The following is a 19,783-nucleotide window of genomic DNA, read 5'->3' as shown; positions in this document are numbered from 1 at the left end:
ACCCTCCCCCGCAAGGGGGGAGGGCTCACGGAGGCGGAGAGGGCCACGACGGCGGGTCGGACTCACGACGGCGGGTCGGACTCACGACGGCGGGTCGGACTCACGACGGCGGGTAGGGCTCACGACGGCGGATAGATCCCCCGAACCTCGACGAGCCCTCTCCCCCCTTGAGGGGGAGAGCGGGAGAGGGGGGTGCCACCGCCACCCCTAACCGTCCCGCCGCCACCCCAACCGTCCCACCCCCCTCAGATCCGTCCTTCCCGCACCGCGTGGCAGGCCACGAGCAGATCGCTGCCAGGCACCGCCAGGTCCGGGCGGTTCACCGGGCAAGGCTCGTAGGCGAAGGGGCAGCGCGGGTGGAAGGCGCAGCCGGTGGGCGGGCGCAGCGGGGAGGGCAGTTCGCCCTTCAGGCGGATGCGCTCCTTCTTGCCGCCCGCGTCCGTGGTCGGCGTCGCCGACAGCAGCGCGCGGGTGTAGGGATGCTGCGGGTCGGCGAAGATCCGCTCGCGCGGGCCGTATTCCACCGGCCGGCCGAGGTACATCACCATCACGTCGTCGGCGATGTGCCGAACCACGCTGAGATCGTGGCTGATGAACAGGTAGGCGAGGCCCATCTCCTCCTGCAGGTCCATCAGGAGGTTCAGCACCTGCGCCTGGATCGACACATCGAGCGCCGAAACCGGCTCGTCCAGCACCAGGATCTTCGGGTTCAGCATCAGGGCGCGCGCGATGGCGATGCGCTGGCGCTGGCCGCCGGAGAACATGTGCGGATAGCGGTCGTAGTGCTCCGGCCGCAGGCCCACGCGCCGCATCATCGCCTGCGCCTTCGCCCGCCGGGTCGCCGCGTCGTCGCGCGTGTTCACATAGAGCGGCTCCTCCAGGATGGCCCCGATCGTCTGGCGCGGGTTCAGCGAGCCGTAGGGGTCCTGGAACACGATCTGCACCGACTGGCGCAGGTGCCGGGCGTCGGCCGCCGACCGGCCGTCCACCGCGCGCCCGTCCACCAGCAGGCGACCGGCGGTCGGCTCCTCGATCATGGTGACCACCCGGGCGAGGGTGGACTTGCCGCAGCCGCTCTCGCCGACGACCGCGAGCGTTCGGCCGGCCTTCAGCTCGAACGACGCCTCGGCGAGCGCCCGCACGATGGCCGGTTTGGCGAACAGCCCGCGGGAGAGCTCGTAGTGGCGCGCCAGCCCCTCGGCGGCGAGCACCACCTCGGCGGGCTTCACGGGGACGGTCATGCGACCTCCAGGAGTTCGGGATGGAGCACGGCGCCCGGGCCCGGATGGCCCACCGGCTTGCCGTTCGCCAGCGGATAGTGGCAGAGCGCGAAGCCGGCCGCCTTGCCCTGCACCGGCGGCACCTTCTCCACGCAGCGCTTGGTGGCGAAGCGGCAGCGCGGCGAGAACAGGCAGCCCACCGGCCGGTCGAACTGGCCGGGCACCACGCCCGGGATGGAGGGCAGGCGGCGCGTGGTCGCCCGCTCCGGCAGCGCCGCCAGCAGAGCGGCCGTATAGGGATGGTGCGGGTCGGCGAAGAGGCCCGCCACCGGCTGCTCCTCCACCTTCTGGCCGGCGTACTGCACCGACACCCGGTGCGCCGTCTCGGCCACCACGCCCATGTCGTGGGTGATCAGCACGAGGCCCATGCCGGTCTCCTTCTGGAGCGAGACCAGCAGTTCCAGGATCTGCGCCTGGATGGTCACGTCGAGGGCCGTGGTCGGCTCGTCCGCGATCAGGAGCTTCGGCCGGCAGGCGATCGCCATGGCGATCATCACGCGCTGGCTCATGCCGCCGGACAGCTGGTGCGGGAAGGCGTTCACCCGGTCCGCCGCCGAGGGAATCCCGACCAGCTCCAGAAGCTCGATCACCCGGCGCTTGCGCGCCGCCCGGTCGAGCTTCAGGTGCACCTTCAGAGCCTCGCCGATCTGGAAGCCCACCGTGAAGCACGGGTTGAGGCTCGACATGGGCTCCTGGAAGATCATCGCCATGTCCTTGCCGACGATCCGCCGCCGCTGTCGCGCCGAGAGGCCGCGCAGGTCGTGGCCGTCGAAGCTCATCCGGTCGGCCGTGATGGTGGCGGTCCAGGGCAGGAGGCCCATCAGCGCCAGCATGGAAACCGACTTGCCCGACCCGGACTCGCCCACGATGGAGACGATCTCGCCCGCGTCCACGGTCATCGACACGGAGTCGACGGCCCGGAACTGCCCGTTGGCGGTCTTGAAGTCGACCGAAAGGTTCTGGATGTCGAGGAGTGGCATGGCGCCTTCGCTTTGTAGTCCGATCCCATGGATCTGTTTGATCGCTGCCGTTCTGAGGGGCCGGTCCGTCATCGGCCCCTGGCGCCCTCGCCGGTCCGTCTTCGATGGCGAAACGCTCGTCGGCTCTTCGCTTTGCCGGTCCGATCCACTATATGTGGCTCATCAGGAACGCGTGGAGGTCTGATCATGAGCCGTCCCATTCGCCCGCTGGTTTGACTGCTCTGAACGCCGCCGTTCCGCGGCGATCCGCTTTTGGGCCAGCTTCAGGCCGTTCGCCGCCCCGAAATCCTCCAGGGCCGTATAGGCCACCACTGCCGCCGCCTCCAGCTGCTGAAGAAGCGCTATGAGGTTGGACAGGTATTTTCGTTTCTCCTCCGGAGATTGGGCCTGGAACATGGGGTGGTTCAGGTTCTCCGTGTAGATGATCGACTGTGCCGAGAGCTTGTAGTAGTCCACAATCTCGTGGATCACCTCGATCGGCAGGATCGTCAGGTCCTCCTTGATCGATGCGAACACGAAGTCGGTGTCGTCCGCCGGCCCGAACGGCGTTTCATTCTCCGTCACATAATGCACCTCCGCGTCCGCCGTCTGCAGGGCGGCGGTGTCTCGCCCGGCGATGATCTCGGCGTGGAGGGCGGTCACGATGTCCAGCATCTTCTCGTACCGGCGGCGCTGCTCGATCAGGCGCGAAATCAGGTTCGACAGGAGAATCCCGAGGATCGCGCCGATGAGGCCGACCAGCGCCGGCTCCATGGCTCTCCTCAGCTCCGCTTCAATTTGGGGTCCAGCGCGTCCCGCAGCCCGTCGCCCAGGAGATTGATGGCGAGCACGGTGATCAGGATCGCGAGGCCCGGGAAGGTCACCACCCACCAGGCCCTGAGGATGAACTCGCGCGCCGAGGCCAGCATGGAGCCCCACTCCGGCGTCGGCGGCTGGGCGCCGAGGCCGAGGAAGCCGAGCGCCGCCGCCTCCAGGATGGCGTCCGACACGCCGAGCGCCGCCTGCACCAGGATCGGCGCCAGGCAGTTCGGCAGCACGGTCACGAACATCACCCGGAAGCGCGAGGCGCCGATCACCCGCGCGGCCGTCACGTAGGGCTTGATCTTCTCCGCCTTCGCGGTCGCCCGGATCAGGCGCACGTAGCGCGGCAGGTAGACGATGGTGACCGCGATGATGGTGTTGGTCAGCGACGGGCCGATGATCGCCACGATGACGATGCAGAGCACCAGGCTCGGCACCGACATGATCAGGTCCATCAGGCGCTCGACCATGATCTCGTAGAAGCCGCCGAAGAAGGCGGCGGTCACGCCGAGCACGATGCCGAGCACCAGCGACACCGCCACCACCGAGAAGCCGATGAAGAGCGAGTAGCGCGCGCCGTAGATCAGGCGGCTGAGGATGTCGCGCCCCACCTCGTCGGTGCCGAGCACGAAGTCCCACGATCCGCCCTCCACCCAGGCGGGCGGGGTCAGCACGAACTGGCGGAACTGCTCGTAGGGGTCGTGCGGCGCGAACACCGGCGCCAGAACGGCCACCACGATTAGCGCCACCACCACGCCGAGGCTCGCGACCGCGCCGCGGTTCTCGGCGAAGTGCTTCCAGAACGCCCGGAGCGGATGGGGCGGCGTGCCCGACGGGGCGAGGACGATCCCCGTCTCGGGCGCCGCGGAGACGACGGCGGGATCAGCGGGCATGACGGATCCTCGGATTGACGGCGGCGTTCAGCAGGTCGACGCCGAGGTTGACGAACACGAGGAGGGTGGAGACGAGGAGCACGCCGCCCTGCAGCGCCGGATAGTCGCGCCGGGCGATGCTCTCGATCAGCCACTTGCCGATCCCCGGCCAGGCGAAGATGGTCTCGGTCAGCACCGCGCCGGCGAGAAGCGTGCCGCCCTGGAGGCCGATGGTGGTCACCACCGGGATGAGGGCGTTCCGGAGCGCGTGCAGGCCCACCACCCGGAACGGCGACAGGCCCTTGGCGCGGGCGGTCCGCACATAGTCCTCGCCCAGCACCTCCAGCATGGCGGAGCGCGTCATCCGGGCGATGGCGGCGAGCGGGATAGTGCCGAGCACGACCGCCGGCAGCACCAGGTGCGAGAGCGCCGACGACACCGCGCCCTCCTCGCCTGACAGCCATGCGTCGATCACCATGAAGCCGGTCACGGGCTCGAAGAAGTAGAGGAGGTCGATGCGGCCGGAAACCGGCGTCAGGTCCAGCGTCACCGAGAAGAAGAGGACCAGCAGCAGGCCCCACCAGAAGATCGGCATCGAATAGCCGAAGAGGGCGACGCCCATCAGCGAATGGTCCACCACGCTGCCCCGCTTCAGGGCGGCGATCACGCCCATCGGAACGCCGAACAGCACGGCGAACACCATGGCGAAGAAGGAGAGCTCCAGCGTCGCCGGGAACAGGGTGGCGAATTCCTCGATCACCGGGCGGTGGCTGATGATGGACGTGCCGAAGTCGCCGGAGAAGAGGTCGCGCACATAGTCGAAGAACTGCACCACGATCGGCTGGTCCAGCCCCAGCTGCTGGCGGAATTCCTCCAGCCGCTCCGGCGAGATGCCGCGCTCGCCGGTGCGCACCTCCACCGGGTCGCCCGGCACCAGCCGGATGGCCACGAAGGTGAGGAACATCAGCGCGAAGATGGTCGGGATCGTCAGCAGGAGCCGACGGACGAAGTGGGCGAGCATCGGGCGTCCTTGTCGGACGGACGGGCGAGGGGGCCGGTCCGGGTCCGAATGGGTGGCGGCTCCGGCCGGATGGTCGGCCGCAGGCGTCGAGGCGGAGCGGGGCGCGGCTGTCGATAGCGCCGCCGGCCGTTCCGGTCAAACGAAGGCGTCGGCTGGGCGGCCGGAAGGACGCGTGGGCGGATCGCAGACCCGCCCACGCCTGTCGTCAGATCGGGGACGGCGTCACTCGATCGAGACGCCGTAGAACTCGTGCCGGCCGAACGGCGAGATCTTGTAGTCCTTCACTTCCTTGCGGGTCGGCTCGTACACCACCGAGTGCGCGATGGTCACCCAGGGCGCCTCCTCCTTGGCGATGACCTGCATCTCCTCGTAGAGCTTGGTGCGCTCGGCCTTGTCGGTCAGCTTGCGCGCCTGCAGAAGCCGGTCGTCGAAGTCCTTGTTGCACCACTTGGAGAGGTTCTGGCCGCCCTCGCGGGCCGCCGCGCAGCCGAGCAGGAAGAAGAAGTTGTCCGGGTCGCCGTTGTCGCCGGTCCAGCCCAGCTGGCCCAGCATGTGCTCGCCGGCCTGCAGGCGCTTGCGGTACTCGCCCCACTCGTAGGTGACGAGCTTGGCGTTGAGGCCCACCTTGGCGAGGTCCGCCTGCATCATCTCGGCGATGCGGCGGGCGTTCGGGTTGTACGGGCGCTGCACCGGCATGTACCAGAGGTCCACCTCCATCGGGGTGGTCACGCCGGCGGCGGCCAGCATCTCCTTGGCCTTGTCCGGGTTGTACTCGTAGTCCTGCACCGCGTCGTTGTACGACCAGATGGTCGGCGGGATCGGGTTCGTGGCCGCCTGGCCGGCGCCCTGGTACACGTCCTTGATCAGCGCCGCCTTGTCGATGGCCATGTTGACGGCCTGGCGCACTTCCTTCTTGTCGAAGGGCGGCTTCTCCACGTTCATCGACAGGTAGGCGATGTTGAGGCCCGGCTGGCTCATCAGGTTGATGTTCTGGTCTTCCTTCATCGCCGCGAGGTCGGCCGGGTTCGGGCCGAACATCACGTGGCACTCGCCCTTCTGCAGCTTGGCGTAGCGGGCGGTGGCGTCCGGCGTGATGGCGAACACCAGGCCGTCGAGCGGGGCCGCGCCGGCCCAGTGGTCCGGGAAGGCCCGGTAGCGGATCACGGCGTCCTTCTGGTAGCCCACGAAGGAGAACGGACCGGTGCCCACCGGAACCTGGTCGAACTCCTCCGGCTTGCCGGCCTTCAGCAGAAAGTCGGCGTATTCGGCCGAGTGGATCGTGCCGAAGTCCATGGCGAGGTTGGCCAGGATCGGGGCGTTCGGCTCCTTCAGCACCATCTTGATGGTGAGATCGTCCACCTTCTCCAGGGAGGCGATCAGGTCCGGCATGCCCATGTCGTTGTAGTAGTCGTACGCGCCGCCGGAGATCTTGTGATACGGGTGGTTCGGGTCGCCCTGCCGGTTGAACGAGAACAGCACGTCGTCGGCGTTAAAGTCGCGCGACGGGGTGAACTCCTTGGTGGAGTGGAATTTCACGCCCGAGCGCAGCTTGAACGTGATGGTCAGGCCGTCGTCCGAGACGGTCCAGCTCTCGGCGAGGCCGGGCGACACCTCGGTGGTGCCGCGGGCGAACTCGACGAGCTGGTTGTAGACCGGCCGGGCCGCGTCGAAGCTGGTGCCGGTGGTGTTCAGGGCCGGCGTGAAGTTTTCGGGGCTGCCCTCGGAGCAATAGACGAGGGTCTTGGCGTTCGCGGCGGTGCTGAGGCCAGCCGCGAGGATCGTTGCCGCCAGAAGGCGGGTCGCAAAAGTCATGAGTGCGCACTCCCCTGAGCCGGCCCCCCGGACCGGCAAGACGCGTCCGCGGCGACATCGTTTTGCTTGGTTATGACGCCGCCGCGCGAGCCGTATCGGAGCGGACAAAACGGCCGATTGCAATGGCCTTTCCGGTACTTTTTTCCATGTCTCCTCGAAACATTCAGACATATTTGCCTTGCGTTCGGGCAATGACCGCGGGTTGACGCAGCGTCCGCGCGGGTTCCGCCGGGCGAGCCTGCGGCGGGCGCCGCCGCGCATCAGGACCGCTCGATTCGGCGGATGGCTTTCCCTTCGCGCCCCGCTCTGGCAAAGAGGAGGCGGCGTGCGGCGCAGCATGCCGGGTGTGCCATCGAGGAGGTGTGATGTTCGAGTGGGTCGTCGGTTTCGTCCAGCAGGGTGGCTATCTCGGCGTCGCCTTCCTGATGTTCCTGGAAAACGTGTTTCCGCCCATCCCGTCCGAGGTGATCATGCCGCTGGCCGGCTTCGCGGCCGCCCGGGGCGACCTCAACATCGCCCTCGTGATCCTGTCGGGAACGATCGGCTCGCTGGCCGGCGCGCTCTTCTGGTACTGGGTCGGCGTCTGGCTCGGCGTCCGCAAGGTGGAATGGGCGATCGACCGGTTCGGCCGCGTCCTCACCATGAGCCACGACGACCTGGAGAAGGCCCGCGAGTGGTTCCGCTGGAAGGCGAGCTGGGCCGTCTTCCTCGGCCGCCTGGTGCCCACCGTCCGCACGCTGATCTCGGTCCCGGCCGGCATCGCCGGCATGCCGTTCTGGTCCTTCACCTTCTGGACCACGCTCGGCACCGCCGCCTGGACCACGATCCTGGCCATGGCCGGCTATCTCCTGGAAAGCCAGTACGAGACGGTCGAGGCCTATCTGGATCCCGCGTCCAAGGTGGTGGTCGCCGTCATCGTGCTCGCCTATCTCTACCGTCTCGTCACCTACAAGCCGCGGGCCGCGGCCGAAAAGTGATCGCTCCGCCGGAGCGCGGCGACCGTCCGGCCGCCGCGCCCGACCGGGTCGGCGCAGCCTCCGCGGGCGGCCGTCGGACCGGTTCGCGAGAGCAGCGGGATTGACCTTACGGACAGGTGCGGTAGCACTAAGTGCGTTGCTCGTGAACGAAAGCGAGCGTCAGGGGGCACTCATGACATCGACCGTCGAGGCCGAGCTGAAGTTTCAGTTGACGCGCGCCGATCTCGCCCGCCTGTCGGCCGGCACCGGCATCGAGGATCTGGTGGTCGGCACGACCGAGGTGGCCGACCTCGTCACCACCTACTGGGATACGCCGGACGGCGACCTGAAGGCCGCCAAGATCTCCCTCAGGGTCCGCCGCAGGAACGGCGCCTTCGAACAGACCGTCAAGGCCGGCGGCGAGCCGGGCCTGGCGCTGTCCTCCCGCACCGAATGTTCGGTCGACATCGACACCGACACGCCCGACGTGGCGCTCATCCCGGACCCGGAGGTGCGCGCGCTCGTGGCGGGGCGCCTCAACGGCGCGCCGCTCGAGCCGGCCTTCTCCATCGAGGTCCGGCGGACGTCGCGCATCCTCGTCACCCGGGCCGGCGACGAGATCGAATATGTGCTCGATGACGGCGCCGCCGTGTCCGGGGCCGACCGCGCCGACATCCTGGAGGCCGAGTTCGAGCTGAAGAGCGGCGATCCCCGCTCCCTGTTCGCCGTCGCCAAGCAGGCGCTCGCGGGCGTCCCGATCCGTTTCTCCCGCGACACCAAGGCCGATCGCGGCTTCCGCCTCAAGGCCGGCGACGGCGGCGCCACATGGTCGCCGGTGAAGGCCGTGGAGCCGGTGCTCGATCCGGACGGCACGGTCGAGGAGGCGCTCCGGGCGGTGCTGCGGTCCTGCCTCGCCCAGATCGCCGCCAACGCCGTCGCCGTCCAGACGAGCGACGACGCGGAAGGCCCGCACCAGCTCCGCGTCGGCCTCCGGCGCCTGCGCAGCGCCCTCCTGGTGTTCCGCTCGGTGATCGACCCGGTCAGCGCCGCTCGGCTCAACGAGGAGGTGAAGTGGCTCGGCCAGGTGGTCGGCGACCTCCGCGACGTCGACGTCCTCATCGACGAGATCGTCGAGCCCTGCGGCGCCCACATCGACGTCTCCGGGCTCGTCTCCGTCCTGAAGGAGCGTCGCGTCCGCATCCGCCAGACGGTGGTCTCCACCCTCGCCAGCGACCGGGTCGGCGGCTTCCTGATCGACCTCGCCGCCTACACCGAGGGGCGCGGCTGGCTGTCCTTCTCCGACCTCAACCAGACGGCCGCCCTGTCGGCGCCGGTCGCCTCCTTCGCCAAGACCGCCATCGTCAGGCGCTGGGGCAAGGTGGCCCGCATGGGCCGGCGGGTCGACGAGCTTGACGGCGAGGAGCGGCACGACCTCCGCAAGGCGTTCAAGAAGCTGCGCTACACGCTCGACTTCTTCGCCGGCCTCGTGGACCGCAAGGACGAGAAGCGCATGCTGCGCGACGTCAAGCGCGCGCAGGAGATCCTGGGCTATCTCAACGACGTCCGCATGGCCGAGGGTCTGCCGACCCTGATCCACGCCGATCCGGCCGTCCGCAAGCGCAAGGACGCCGCCGGCTTGGAGCGCACTGTCGGCTTCTGCCTCGGTTGGCACCAGGCCCGGGCCGACGCCGCCTGGGCCGAGGCCAAGCCTGTCGTCGCCCTCGGCGACGTCCCGATCTGACGCGCCAGCCCGATCGGCAGGACGCGCGGCCTCCCGCCGAGACCGGTCGGCTCACGCCCGACGATCCGCCCGCGGGGCAGCGGAGGCGGTCGTCCGGACGGCGACACGCACCCTGTCGGGACAGCTTGATCGGATGCTCAACGGTCCGGAAATCCGTTTCAAATTTCGCCTTGTTTGCGGTCGAAAAGTGCGCGAAATGGCCGCTTCCGGCCTCTAAGTGCCTGAATTATGGTTAAAATTAAGTGTCTGGTAAAAATCTGTTCGCGTTTCGATCTCGCGCCGCACAAACGTTTTTGCTTGCGGACCCGGAAATCCAGACTAGTTTGGTCGAGTGACTATGACATAGAGGAGTCCGGCAGCCATGAGCGTGACCAGAAGCCTCGACGTACTGATCCTGTGCGCCGCCTTCGCGTTCGTCGGCGCAATCGTCATCGGCGCCTTCTGACGGCGTCCTGACCAGGAGTTGGAACGGTGGGGCGGCCCCCGAGGCGCCCCGCGGCGTATCACGACGAACCCGGCCGCGCCCTCCCGGTGCCCGGCCCGGTTCAGACGAACCGGAACGCGGCCAAGAGGCCTCGTCCACGAAGCCCGCCAGGGAGGACCGGCCGAAGCGCCGGGCCGAGGCGATGCTCTCGTCGGACCGGACCACGAACGGTCCGGCCGGCGCTTTCACTCCAGGCTTTCGCCCCTCACGCAGGACGATCCCCAAACGGATCGTCCCGAACGCGCTCGGTCTCGGACCGGCTGTGCGGGGGAGCGTGCGGATCGGACGTCGCGGACCACCCGTCCGGGCGGCCTGAAGGCGCGGACGATCAGGCCGCGAACACGAACCGTTCGACTTCCGCCCGGCGGCCGTCGAACCGGCCGAAGGCGTGCGCCGTGATGGCCGTGTCGGTGCCCTTGACCACCACCTTGGCGGTGCTGTCGAACAGGCAGTCCACCGTGGAGATGGAGTTGGGCTCGGCTTCGATGCGCTCGATTTCCAGCGGCCGGCCGCCGGAGATCTTGGCCCATTCGGTGGTGGTTTGCAGCGGAAAGCGGCTGACGGCTTCGGCAATCAAAACTTTGGTCGTGTCCATTGTGTCTTCATCCCGGTACGCGACGATGAAACTCTGCCATCGTACGGCGGACGGCTTCCTTTCCGCCTAATGGCGACGAATCTGTGGCGAATGTTCCCGGCCAAATCCGGTCTTTCCGCCGTTAGTACAAACAAAACATGGACCGATTAGAGCAAGTTCCGCCTTACCGGTCAGCCCATCCAAAATCATGTGGCATTTCTGCGGATGGCCCCCGCCGGAATGACGACCCGTTGCGCAAAGGCAACGAGGGCGGACTTTTCATTCGCGGCACCTTTGGCCCGATCGGCGGCACCCGGAGAATCGCGCAATTCCGACAGGGAAACGGGGTGCCGACAGGTTGACGAACCGTGAATCGGAGGGTGCCGCCGCCCGTCGGCTCGCGCCGTCGCCGGAGCGCGAGTCAGCGCGCGCGTCCGGCCGCGCGCAGGCGCGCGCCGTGCGCCGTCCGGCGCCCGCGCGCGTCCCTCTCGCCACCCTTGCACGATCGCCGACGCGCGCCCGCCGTCAGCTTCGCGGCGGGCCGTAGCCGCCGCCCGTCGGCGTGCGGACGATCACCGCCTCGCCGGCCCGGACCACCGTCTCGTCGGAGCTCGCCAGCGTCTCCACCCGGCCGTCCAGGCGGCGCACCAGGGTCGCGCCCACCTGGCCGGGATGCCCGCCCTCCAGGCCGTGCGGGGCGACCCGCCGGTGCGAGGCGAGGATCGCCATGGAGAGCGTCTCCAGGAAGCGGATGGTCCGCTCCGTGCCGCCGCCCGCCGACCAGGTGCCCCGTCCGCCGGAGCCGCGGCGGATGTGGAAATCCTCCAAGAGCACCGGGAAGCGCGCCTCCAGAACCTCCGGGTCGGTCAGGCGCGAGTTGGTCATGTGCGTGTGCACGCCGTCGGTGCCGTCGAAGCCCGGCCCGGCCGGCGAGCCGGAGCAGATGGTCTCGTAATACTGGTACCGCCCGTCCCCGAACGTCAGGTTGTTCATGGTGCCCTGCGCCGCCGCCATGGCCTTCAGGGCGCCGAACAGGCAGTCGGTCACGTGCTGGCTGGTCTCCACGTTGCCGGCCACCACGGCCGCCGGCCACTGGGGCTTCAGCATGGACCCCTCCGGCACGACGATCTCGATCGGCCGCAGGCAGCCCGCGTTCATCGGAATGTCGTCCTCCACCATCACGCGGAAGCAGTAGAGCACCGCCGCGCGCGTCACCGGCTCCGGGGCGTTGAAGTTCGTGCGCCGCTGGCCGCTGGTGCCGGTGAAGTCCACGGTGGCGGACCGCGCCTCCCGGTCCACCCGGATCGCCACCTTGATGATCGCGCCGTCGTCCATCTCCACCTGGAAGCCGGAATCCGACAGCCGGTCGATCACGCGCCGCACGCTCTCCTCGGCGTTGTCCTGCACGTGGCCCATGTAGGCCTGGACCACCGGCAGCGAGAACTGCGCCACCATCTTGCGGAGTTCGGCGACGCCCTTCTCGTTGGCGGCGATCTGCGCCTTCAGGTCGGCCACGTTCTGCGCCACGTTGCGCACCGGGTGCGGGTGGTCGGTCAGCAGGGCCCGCAGCTTCGGCTCCCGGAACCGGCCGTCGGTGCCGTCGACCAGCAGGAAGTTGTCGATCAGCACGCCTTCCTCGTCCACCGTGGTGGCGCGCGGCGTCATGGAGCCGGGCGCCGCGCCGCCGACGTCCGCGTGGTGGCCGCGGCTCGCCACGTAGAACAGCAGCGTCTCGCCCGCGTCGTCGAACACCGGCGTCACCACCGTGATGTCCGGCAGGTGGGTGCCGCCGTTGTAGGGCGCGTTCAGCGCGTAGACGTCGCCGGGCCTGAGGTCTCCCCCGTTCGCCCGGATCACCGCCTCCACCGACCGGTCCATGGACCCGAGGTGCACCGGCATGTGCGGCGCGTTGGCGACGAGCCGGCCCTCCCGGTCGAACACCGCGCAGGAGAAGTCCAGCCGCTCCTTGATGTTCACCGACGAGGCGGTGTTCTGCAGCGTCACGCCCATCTGCTCGGCGATGGACATGAAGAGGTTGTTGAACACCTCCAGCATCACCGGGTCGGCGGTGGTGCCGATCGGGCGGGCGCGCTCCATGGCCTCCACCCGGGTCAGCACCACGTGGTCGCGGGAGGTGATCTCCGCCCGCCAGCCCGGCTCCACCGAGATCGTCTGATGCGGCTCGATCAGGAGCGCCGGGCCCGGCACCTGCTGGCCGGGGCGCAGGTGCTCGCGCGTCACCACGGGCGCCGTCCGCCAGCGCCCTCCGGAGAAGAAGCGCGTGATGGTGATCGGCTCCGGCGCGTCGGCCGTCAGGTCGCTCGGCTGCTCGGGGGCGGGGCCGAGGCGCTCGTCGGCCGCCTCCACCTCCGCCGCCTCCACGACGATCGCCCGGTCCGGGAACAGGAAGCCGAACCGCGCCCTGTGCGCCGCCTCGAACGCCGCCACCGCGTCCTCGCGGGAAAAGCCCGCGAACGGGATGGCGAGCGGGCTGTCGGTCCCGTCGTACTTCAGGTGCACCACCGGCCGCCAGCCCACGCAGTCGGCCGGTACGCCCTGGCCGATCAGCTCGTCCACCGCCTCGGTGGCGATCAGGTCGATCGCCGCCTTCAGGTCGCCCAGCGTCTCCTCCACGAACGGCTTGCCGACCGCCCGGCTCCGGTTCGCCCGGATCGCCGCCAGCCCCATGCCGTAGGCCGAGAGCACGCCCGAGAAGGCGTGCACGAACACCCGCGTCATGCCCAGCGCGTCCGCCACCGCGCAGGCGTGCTGCCCGCCCGCGCCGCCGAACGTGGTCAGAGTGTAGCCGGTCACGTCGTAGCCGCGTTGCACCGAGATCGTCTTGATGGCGTTCGCCATGTTGGCGACGGCGATCTCCAGGAAGCCGTCCGCCACCGCCTCGGGCGTCCGCCCGTCGCCGATCCGGTCGGCGAGGTCCGTGAAGGCGGCGCGCACCGCGTCCGCGTCCAGCGGCTGGTCGCGGCCCGGCCCGAAGATGGCCGGGAAGAAGGCCGGCACCAGCTTGCCGACCATCACGTTGGCGTCCGTCACCGTCAGCGGTCCGCCGCGTCGGTAGCTCATCGGCCCCGGGTCGGCGCCGGCGGAATCCGGCCCCACCCGGAAGCGCGCGCCGTCATAGTGCAGGATGGATCCGCCGCCCGCCGCCACCGTGTGGATGCGCATCATCGGTGCGCGCATGCGCACGCCCGCCACCTCGGTCTCGAACGCGCGCTCGTAGTCGCCGTCGTAGTGCGATACGTCCGTGGACGTGCCGCCCATGTCGAAGCCGATCACCTTGGAGAAGCCGGAGATCCGCGCCGTCTCCACCGCCCCCACCACGCCGCCCGCAGGGCCGGAGAGGATGGCGTCCTTGCCCTGGAACAGGTCGGCGGAGGTGAGCCCGCCCGCCGACGTCATGAAGAAGAGCCGCGGCCCGGTCCCGTCGCCCGTCGCCCTGTCGCGGCCCACGTCGCCGATCGCCCCCGCCACCGTGTTCACGTAGCGCCTCAGGATCGGCGACAGGTACGCGTCCACCACCGTGGTGTCGCCGCGCCCCACCAGCTTCATCAGCGGCGACACCTCGTGGCTCACCGACACCTGCGGGAAGCCCAGCGCGCGCGCCACCTCGGCCACACGGGCCTCGTGCTCCGGGAACGCGTAGGCGTGCATGAACACGATCGCGACGGACTCGATCCCGTCCGCCAGCGCCGCCTGCAGCGCGTCGCGCACGGCCTCGAGGTCCGGCTCCGCCTCCACCGTGCCGTCCGCCCGCACCCGTTCGGCCACCTCCACCACGCGCTCGTAGAGGAGGTCCGGCTTGACGATCCGCTTGGCGAAGATGTTCGGCCGCGCCTGGTAGCCGATCTCCAGAGCGTCCCGGAATCCCTTGGTGATCAGCAGCAGCGTCCTGGCGCCCTTGCGCTCCAGGAGCGCGTTGGTCGCCACCGTGGTGCCCATCTTCACCGCGCCGATCCGGTCGGAGGGGAGGGGGGCGTCGCCCGCCACGCCCAGGAAGTCACGGATGCCCTGGATCGCGGCGTCCGCATAGGCCTCCGGGTTCACCGACAGCAGCTTCCTGGCCGCCAGCGAGCCGTCCGGCCGGCGGGCCACGATGTCCGTGAACGTGCCGCCGCGATCGATCCAGAAGTCCCACAGGCCGGTGTCGCTCATTCGTCCATCCTTAACCCTGCCGGTTGAACTCGACACGACCCCGGCCCCGAGGTCAACCGTCATGCCGCACTGCGGCGCGCCACCGCCGCACGCCGCGCGAGCAGCACCACCGCCATGACGGCGACCGCAAAGCCGAGCGTCGTCGCGTCGATCGTCTCGCCGAGAAGGGCGGCCGAGATGGCGAGCGTGACGAAGGTCTGCAGCAGCTGCACCTGCCCGACCCGCGCCACGCCGCCGATGGCAAGGCCGGCGTTCCAGAAGAAGAAGCCGATGAAGACCGAGAAAACCGCCACATAGAGGAGGGCGCCGACCGCTGCGCCCGGCGCCGCCGCATAGTCTGGCCGGAAGAGAACGAGCGATCCGGTCACTGTCACTGGCGCCATCAGCACCAGCGCCCACGAGATCGCCTCCCAGCCCGACACCCAGCGGCTCGCCCGGGCGAACAACGCGTACCCGGTCGAGGCCGCCACCACCGAAAGGACGAGGAAGATGTCGCCCGCCCCCATGGAGGCGTCCGTCGTCCGCAGCGTGAAGGCGAGCACCAGGCCGGCGCCGACGAGGCTCCACACCCAGAAGAGCGCCGACGGCCGCTCGCCGTTGATCACCACCGCGGCCATCGATGTGGCGAGCGGCAGGAGCCCGAGCACCACGCCCCCGTGCGAGGCCGGCACCGTCGTCATGGCCAAGGCGGAGAAGATCGGAAAGCCGATCACCGCCATCAATGCCGCCCCGGCGAGCGTCGGCCAGGCGGCCCGCGGCGGTGGACGGCGGCGGAGCACCATGAGCAGGCTCGCCGCCAGGAGCGCCGCGATCCCGGCCCGGCCGAGGGTCACGAACCACGGGTCGAAGGTCGCGACCGCGATCCGCGTCATTGGCAGCGTGCCGCCGAAGATGGCGATGCCCACGAAGCCGAACGCGAAGCCGATCAGGTCGCGGTGGCTGGCGGGCGGCGTGGCAACGTCGGCGTCGGACATGATCACCAAAGGCGGTTGGGACAGCGGAACGGCCCGCGTCCGCGGGAGAGGGATGTTTCCATCGCCCGTCCGCGGTCGGAAGGAAACCCCGCATCCCGGCACAGCACCTTCGTCCCGCCGGCGTCCGTCGCACCGAAGCGGGTCGGGACGGGTGACGGATTACGATTTCGGTAACCCTGTCCTGCGAAAACATAGCTAACCGTTTATGTCCGAAGAGGTGCGCCATGGCGGTCGGCAAGACCTATGGCTACCGGGCGGGCTATCAGCCCCTCCGCTCGCCGTCCTACCAGCCGAAGCTCTACGGGACCGCCGGCAAGTGGTCCGCCGAGGCGGTGCGCACGCGCGGCACCAGCGGCGCGACCGCCGCCGACCTCTTCATGGGCCCGGCCCAGACCGGCCCGGACTGGGCCGCCGCCTTCCTCACCGCCGGCAGCAACGACAGCGCCTTCTCCGACTACGTGAAGCGCAACCACGAGAAGTTCACCGGTCCGGTTCTTGAGGCCATGCTCACCCAGGCCAATCTGGTCGATTGGTACAAGGAGGAGCAGCAGAAGAAGATCAGCGAGCTCACCGAGAGCATCGCCGAAACGTCCGCCGACATCGACCTGCCCGGCGCCCTCGGCGGCGGCGCTCCGGCCGGCGATGCGGCCGGAAGCGAGGGCGCGGACGCGACCGGCGGCGCGAAGGCCGCCGAACCGTCCAAGGGCGTGAACATCACCGTCTGACACGCCCGGCCCTCATCAACTCTTGCGTCCGCGTCCCCGGGTCACACGCCGGTAGCCGACCCGTGATTTCCCCTCCATCGCGAACAATGGCACGTTTTTCGCCGTGCCGTGACAACACGGCAAGCCATGCCTCGATCTGTGGACGTGGATGCCCTAATGTTCGCTCTCATGAGCCTCTGGTCCCGCCTTTCCGACGTCCTCGCCCGTCTTCCCCTCGTGGACAGCGTCACTCCGATCCTCGACCGCATCGTCGAGGCGGTGCGCTCGTCGCTCGGCGCGGACGCGCGCCGGCAGGTCGCCTTCACCGTTTCGATGATCGCGCTCTCGGCCAAGATGGCCAAGGCCGACGGCGTCGTGACGGAGGACGAGGTGTCCGTGGTCAAGCGCCTGTTCGAGGTGCCCGACGACGAGCGGCGCAACGTCGCGCGCCTGTTCAACCTCGCCAAGCAGGACGTGGCCGGCTTCGAGGCCTACGCTCACAAGATCCTCGCGCTGCATGCCGAAGAGCCCCAGCTCCTGGAGGACATCGTCGACGGCCTGTTCGTGATCGCCAAGGCCGACGGCATCGTCCACGACCGGGAGCTCGCCTTCCTGGAGCGGGTCGCCGAGATCTTCCAGGTGGCGCCGCAGACCTTCGTGCGCATCCAGGCCCGCCACGTGCGGGTCGGCGACTTCGACCCCTATCTCGTCCTCGGCATTCCCCGCGGGTCCTCCCCGGACGAGGTCAAGACCGCCTACCGCCGGCTCGCGACCGAACACCACCCCGACCGTCTCGTCGCCCGCGGCGTCCCCGCCGAATGCATCCGCCTCGCCACCGATCGCATGGCCTCCCTCAACAAGGCCTACACCCTCATCACCCGCGGCGTGCCGGCCTAACCCGATGACCCTCGGCGTGACGGCATAGGGGGGCGTCCTCGATCGGCCCCATCCCGCGCCGACCGACGCCCATCCTCCATCCGTCATGGTCCGCTAAGGCGGACCGCCACGCGCCGACCGACCGCCCCATCCTCCACCCGTCATGGTCCGCGCAGGCGGACCACCCCCGCATTTCGCCGCGCGCCCGCCGGCCACCGTCCTTCCGAACCACATCCCTCCTTCCCCATCGCCACCCCCCCTTCCGAAGCACCCATCGCCTTTCCCCGATGGCTGGCGCCGGACCGCCCGTCCACACTCCCGCCCCATCCCCCTGGACAAATCGTCCGTCCCGTGGTCTTTCCCGCCGACCAGCATGTAAAAAGGATCTGCCCATGGCCGACGCGGCCCCGCATCTGCTCGTCATCGACGCGCGGTTCTACGACGATCTTGCCGACGAACTGCTCGCCGGCGCCACCGAGGCGCTCGCCGCCCGTGGCGCGACCTGGGATCGGATCTCTGTCCCGGGCGTTCTGGAGATCCCGGCCGCCCTCGCCATGGCGCTCGACGCGGTGGAGGACGGCACGGTCGAATACGACGGCTACGTGCTCCTCGGCATCGTCATCCGCGGCGAGACGACCCATTACGACATCGTGGCCAACGAGTCGGCGCGCGTCGTGATGGAACTGGTGGTCAGCGAGAGCCTTGCGCTCGGCAACGGCATCCTGACCGTCGAGAACGGCGATCAGGCCTGGGCCCGCGCCCGGCGCACGGACAAGAACAAGGGCGCCGCCGCGGCGGAGGCCGCCCTTGCGATGATCGAAGTCAGGACGAAATTCGGATCTTGAGGCCCATGACGACTCCCGACGGCACGGACAAGCGAAACGCGCCGGGCGGTGCCGGCCACCGCTCGGCGGAGCCGCGTCCCGCCAACCAGCGCGGCGCGGCGCGGCTCGCGGCCGTGCAGGCGCTCTACCAGATGGAGATCGGCGGCGAGGACATCGTGTCCGTCGTCACCGAGTTCGAGACCTTCAGGCTCGGCAAGGAGATCGATGGCGTGGAGTATCGCCAGGCCGACGCGGCCTGGTTCCGCGACATCGTCTCCGGCGTCGTCGGCGAGCAGCGGCGGATCGACCCCATGATCCACACCGCCCTCGTGGAGGACTGGCCGCTGAAGCGGGTGGACGCCACGCTCCGGGCCATCCTGCGTTGCGGCACCTACGAGCTCCTGAAGCGCCCGGACGTGCCCGGCAAGGTGATCATCACCGAGTACATCGATGTCGCCCGCGCCTTCTTCAGCGACGACGAGCCCAAGCTCGTCAACGGCGTGCTCGACCGGATCGCCCATCTGGCGCGCCCGGACGAGTTCCCCGGCCAGGCGCGGAGCGCGCCGTGACCGGCTCCGGCCGCCCGGACGATCCTTCCGGCGGCCCGTCGCGTGCTTCCGCCGACGCCGCCCCGGCGTCGCGCATCGGCGAGTTCGACCTTATCGCCCGCGTCTTCGCCCCGCTCGCCGGGGAGGGGGCGCTCGGCCTCGTGGACGACGCGGCCGGCTACGCCCCGCCGCCCGGCTTCGACCTTGTCCTGACCAAGGACGCGCTCGCCGCCGACGTGCATTTCTTTCGGGCCGACCCGTGGGACGCGGTCGCCCGCAAGGCGCTCCGGGTCAACCTGTCCGACCTCGCCTCCAAGGGCGCCACCCCCGTCGGCTACCTCCTCGGCCTCGGCCTGCCCGCGGACTGGACCGTCGGCCACATGGACGCCTTCGGCCGAGGCCTCGCCGCCGACCAGGAGGCGTTCGGCATCCGGCTCTTCGGCGGCGACACCATCCAGTCGCCGGACCGCCTCGTCCTCTCCGTCACGGCCATCGGCACCGTGCCGGCCGGCCGCATGGTCCGGCGCGGCGGCGCCTGTCCGGGCGACCTCGTGGTGGTCACCGGCACCATCGGCGACGCCGCCCTCGGCCTGAAGCTCCGTCTCGACCCCGGACTTGCCGGGCGCCTCGGCCTTTCCGAGGACGACCGCGCCCACCTTCTCGACCGCTATCTCCTGCCGCAGCCGCGCACCGCGGTCGCCGAGGCGGTCCTCGCCCACGCGTCCGGCGCCATGGACGTGTCGGACGGTCTCGTCGGCGACCTCGCCAAGATGGCCGCCGCCTCCCGGGCCCACATCCAGATCGACGCCGACCAGGTGCCGCTGTCCGACGCCGCCCGGCGGTTCGTCGCGCTCCACGACGCCGCCTCCGGCGACGACGCGGCTCTGCGCGCCGCGCTCACGGGCGGCGACGACTACGAGATCGCCGCCGCCATCCCGGAGATGCAGGTGGACGCCTTCCTGGCCGACTGCCTCGCCGCCGGCGTGCCGGCCACCGTCATCGGCCGTGTCACGGCCGGGGAGGGGATCCGCGTGAACGACCGGTCCGGCGCGGCCATGGACCTCGGCGACGGCAGTTTCCGTCACTTTTGAATCACTTGGCGTATCACATTCGCACATCAGGTTATTTCTGAGAGTCGTCTCCGCCCGCGGCAGGATCAAAACGCC

At 69.6% G+C, this 19,783-nt stretch carries 16 protein-coding genes; 7 read left to right on the top strand and 9 right to left on the bottom strand.

The features are described from left to right. Positions 1-245: 245 nt before the first annotated feature. From HND91_RS13955 to HND91_RS13930, 6 genes are all read right to left on the bottom strand, one after another. Positions 246-1,241 carry a dipeptide ABC transporter ATP-binding protein gene (locus HND91_RS13955; RefSeq protein ID WP_181707202.1) on the bottom strand — a complete coding sequence of 332 codons (996 nt, stop codon included), beginning with the start codon at positions 1,239-1,241 and terminating at the stop codon, positions 246-248. Then, positions 1,238-2,260: an ABC transporter ATP-binding protein gene (locus tag HND91_RS13950; protein WP_181707201.1), complete on the bottom strand. Its 1,023-nt coding sequence runs from the start codon at positions 2,258-2,260 to the stop codon at positions 1,238-1,240. Before HND91_RS13950 ends, HND91_RS13955 begins: the two co-directional genes overlap by 4 nt. A gap of 162 nt (positions 2,261-2,422) precedes the next feature. Continuing rightward, the gene (locus tag HND91_RS13945; RefSeq protein WP_181707200.1) at positions 2,423-3,013 is read right to left on the bottom strand and encodes a hypothetical protein; all 591 of its coding nucleotides are present in this window, start codon (positions 3,011-3,013) and stop codon (positions 2,423-2,425) included. Positions 3,014-3,021: 8 nt separating this feature from the next. Beyond that, positions 3,022-3,954, bottom strand: coding sequence for an ABC transporter permease subunit (locus HND91_RS13940; RefSeq protein ID WP_181707199.1), 933 nt, complete (start codon positions 3,952-3,954; stop codon positions 3,022-3,024). Then, positions 3,944-4,954: an ABC transporter permease subunit gene (locus tag HND91_RS13935; RefSeq protein ID WP_181707198.1), complete on the bottom strand. Its 1,011-nt coding sequence runs from the start codon at positions 4,952-4,954 to the stop codon at positions 3,944-3,946. Before HND91_RS13935 ends, HND91_RS13940 begins: the two co-directional genes overlap by 11 nt. A gap of 222 nt (positions 4,955-5,176) precedes the next feature. Beyond that, positions 5,177-6,766 (bottom strand): ABC transporter substrate-binding protein, encoded by a 1,590-nt coding sequence (locus HND91_RS13930; protein WP_181707197.1) that lies wholly within the window; start codon positions 6,764-6,766, stop codon positions 5,177-5,179. Positions 6,767-7,131: 365 nt separating this feature from the next. Between HND91_RS13930 and HND91_RS13925 the strand changes: the two genes are divergently transcribed. Both HND91_RS13925 and HND91_RS13920 read left to right on the top strand, forming a co-directional pair. After that, positions 7,132-7,743, top strand: a complete 612-nt coding sequence (locus HND91_RS13925) for a DedA family protein (RefSeq protein ID WP_181707196.1) — start codon at positions 7,132-7,134, stop codon at positions 7,741-7,743. Positions 7,744-7,915: 172 nt separating this feature from the next. After that, positions 7,916-9,463, top strand: coding sequence for a CYTH and CHAD domain-containing protein (locus tag HND91_RS13920; RefSeq protein ID WP_181707195.1), 1,548 nt, complete (start codon positions 7,916-7,918; stop codon positions 9,461-9,463). An 812-nt stretch (positions 9,464-10,275) separates the two neighbouring features. Here the strand turns inward: HND91_RS13920 and HND91_RS13915 are convergent. From HND91_RS13915 to HND91_RS13905, 3 genes are all read right to left on the bottom strand, one after another. Further along, the gene (locus HND91_RS13915) at positions 10,276-10,542 is read right to left on the bottom strand and encodes a hypothetical protein (RefSeq protein WP_181707194.1); all 267 of its coding nucleotides are present in this window, start codon (positions 10,540-10,542) and stop codon (positions 10,276-10,278) included. Positions 10,543-11,046: 504 nt separating this feature from the next. After that, the gene (locus HND91_RS13910) at positions 11,047-14,691 is read right to left on the bottom strand and encodes a hydantoinase B/oxoprolinase family protein (RefSeq protein ID WP_181707193.1); all 3,645 of its coding nucleotides are present in this window, start codon (positions 14,689-14,691) and stop codon (positions 11,047-11,049) included. Positions 14,692-14,750: 59 nt separating this feature from the next. Continuing rightward, a complete protein-coding gene (locus HND91_RS13905) occupies positions 14,751-15,665 on the bottom strand; it encodes a DMT family transporter (protein ID WP_181707192.1) in 915 nt (304 codons plus the stop codon). 224 nt (positions 15,666-15,889) lie between these two features. On the opposite strand from HND91_RS13905, the gene HND91_RS13900 reads away from it, so the two are divergent. From HND91_RS13900 to thiL, 5 genes are all read left to right on the top strand, one after another. Continuing rightward, positions 15,890-16,390, top strand: coding sequence for an SGNH/GDSL hydrolase family protein (locus HND91_RS13900; protein WP_181707191.1), 501 nt, complete (start codon positions 15,890-15,892; stop codon positions 16,388-16,390). Positions 16,391-16,546: 156 nt separating this feature from the next. Then, the gene (locus tag HND91_RS13895; RefSeq protein WP_246329485.1) at positions 16,547-17,266 is read left to right on the top strand and encodes a molecular chaperone DjiA; all 720 of its coding nucleotides are present in this window, start codon (positions 16,547-16,549) and stop codon (positions 17,264-17,266) included. A 371-nt stretch (positions 17,267-17,637) separates the two neighbouring features. Beyond that, the gene (ribH, locus tag HND91_RS13890; protein WP_181707190.1) at positions 17,638-18,090 is read left to right on the top strand and encodes a 6,7-dimethyl-8-ribityllumazine synthase; all 453 of its coding nucleotides are present in this window, start codon (positions 17,638-17,640) and stop codon (positions 18,088-18,090) included. A 5-nt stretch (positions 18,091-18,095) separates the two neighbouring features. Then, complete coding sequence (gene nusB, locus HND91_RS13885) at positions 18,096-18,638, top strand: transcription antitermination factor NusB (RefSeq protein ID WP_181707189.1); 543 nt, start codon at positions 18,096-18,098, stop codon at positions 18,636-18,638. Beyond that, positions 18,635-19,708 carry a thiamine-phosphate kinase gene (gene thiL, locus HND91_RS13880; protein WP_343057342.1) on the top strand — a complete coding sequence of 358 codons (1,074 nt, stop codon included), beginning with the start codon at positions 18,635-18,637 and terminating at the stop codon, positions 19,706-19,708. The genes nusB and thiL overlap by 4 nt, the downstream gene beginning before the upstream one ends. The last annotated feature ends 75 nt before the right edge of the window (positions 19,709-19,783 follow it).

Origin of the sequence: Chthonobacter rhizosphaerae (assembly GCF_013839525.1) — a bacterium.
Taxonomy (GTDB): Bacteria; Pseudomonadota; Alphaproteobacteria; order Rhizobiales; family Pleomorphomonadaceae; genus Chthonobacter; species Chthonobacter rhizosphaerae.
This window is presented reverse-complemented; position numbering and strand designations above follow the sequence as displayed.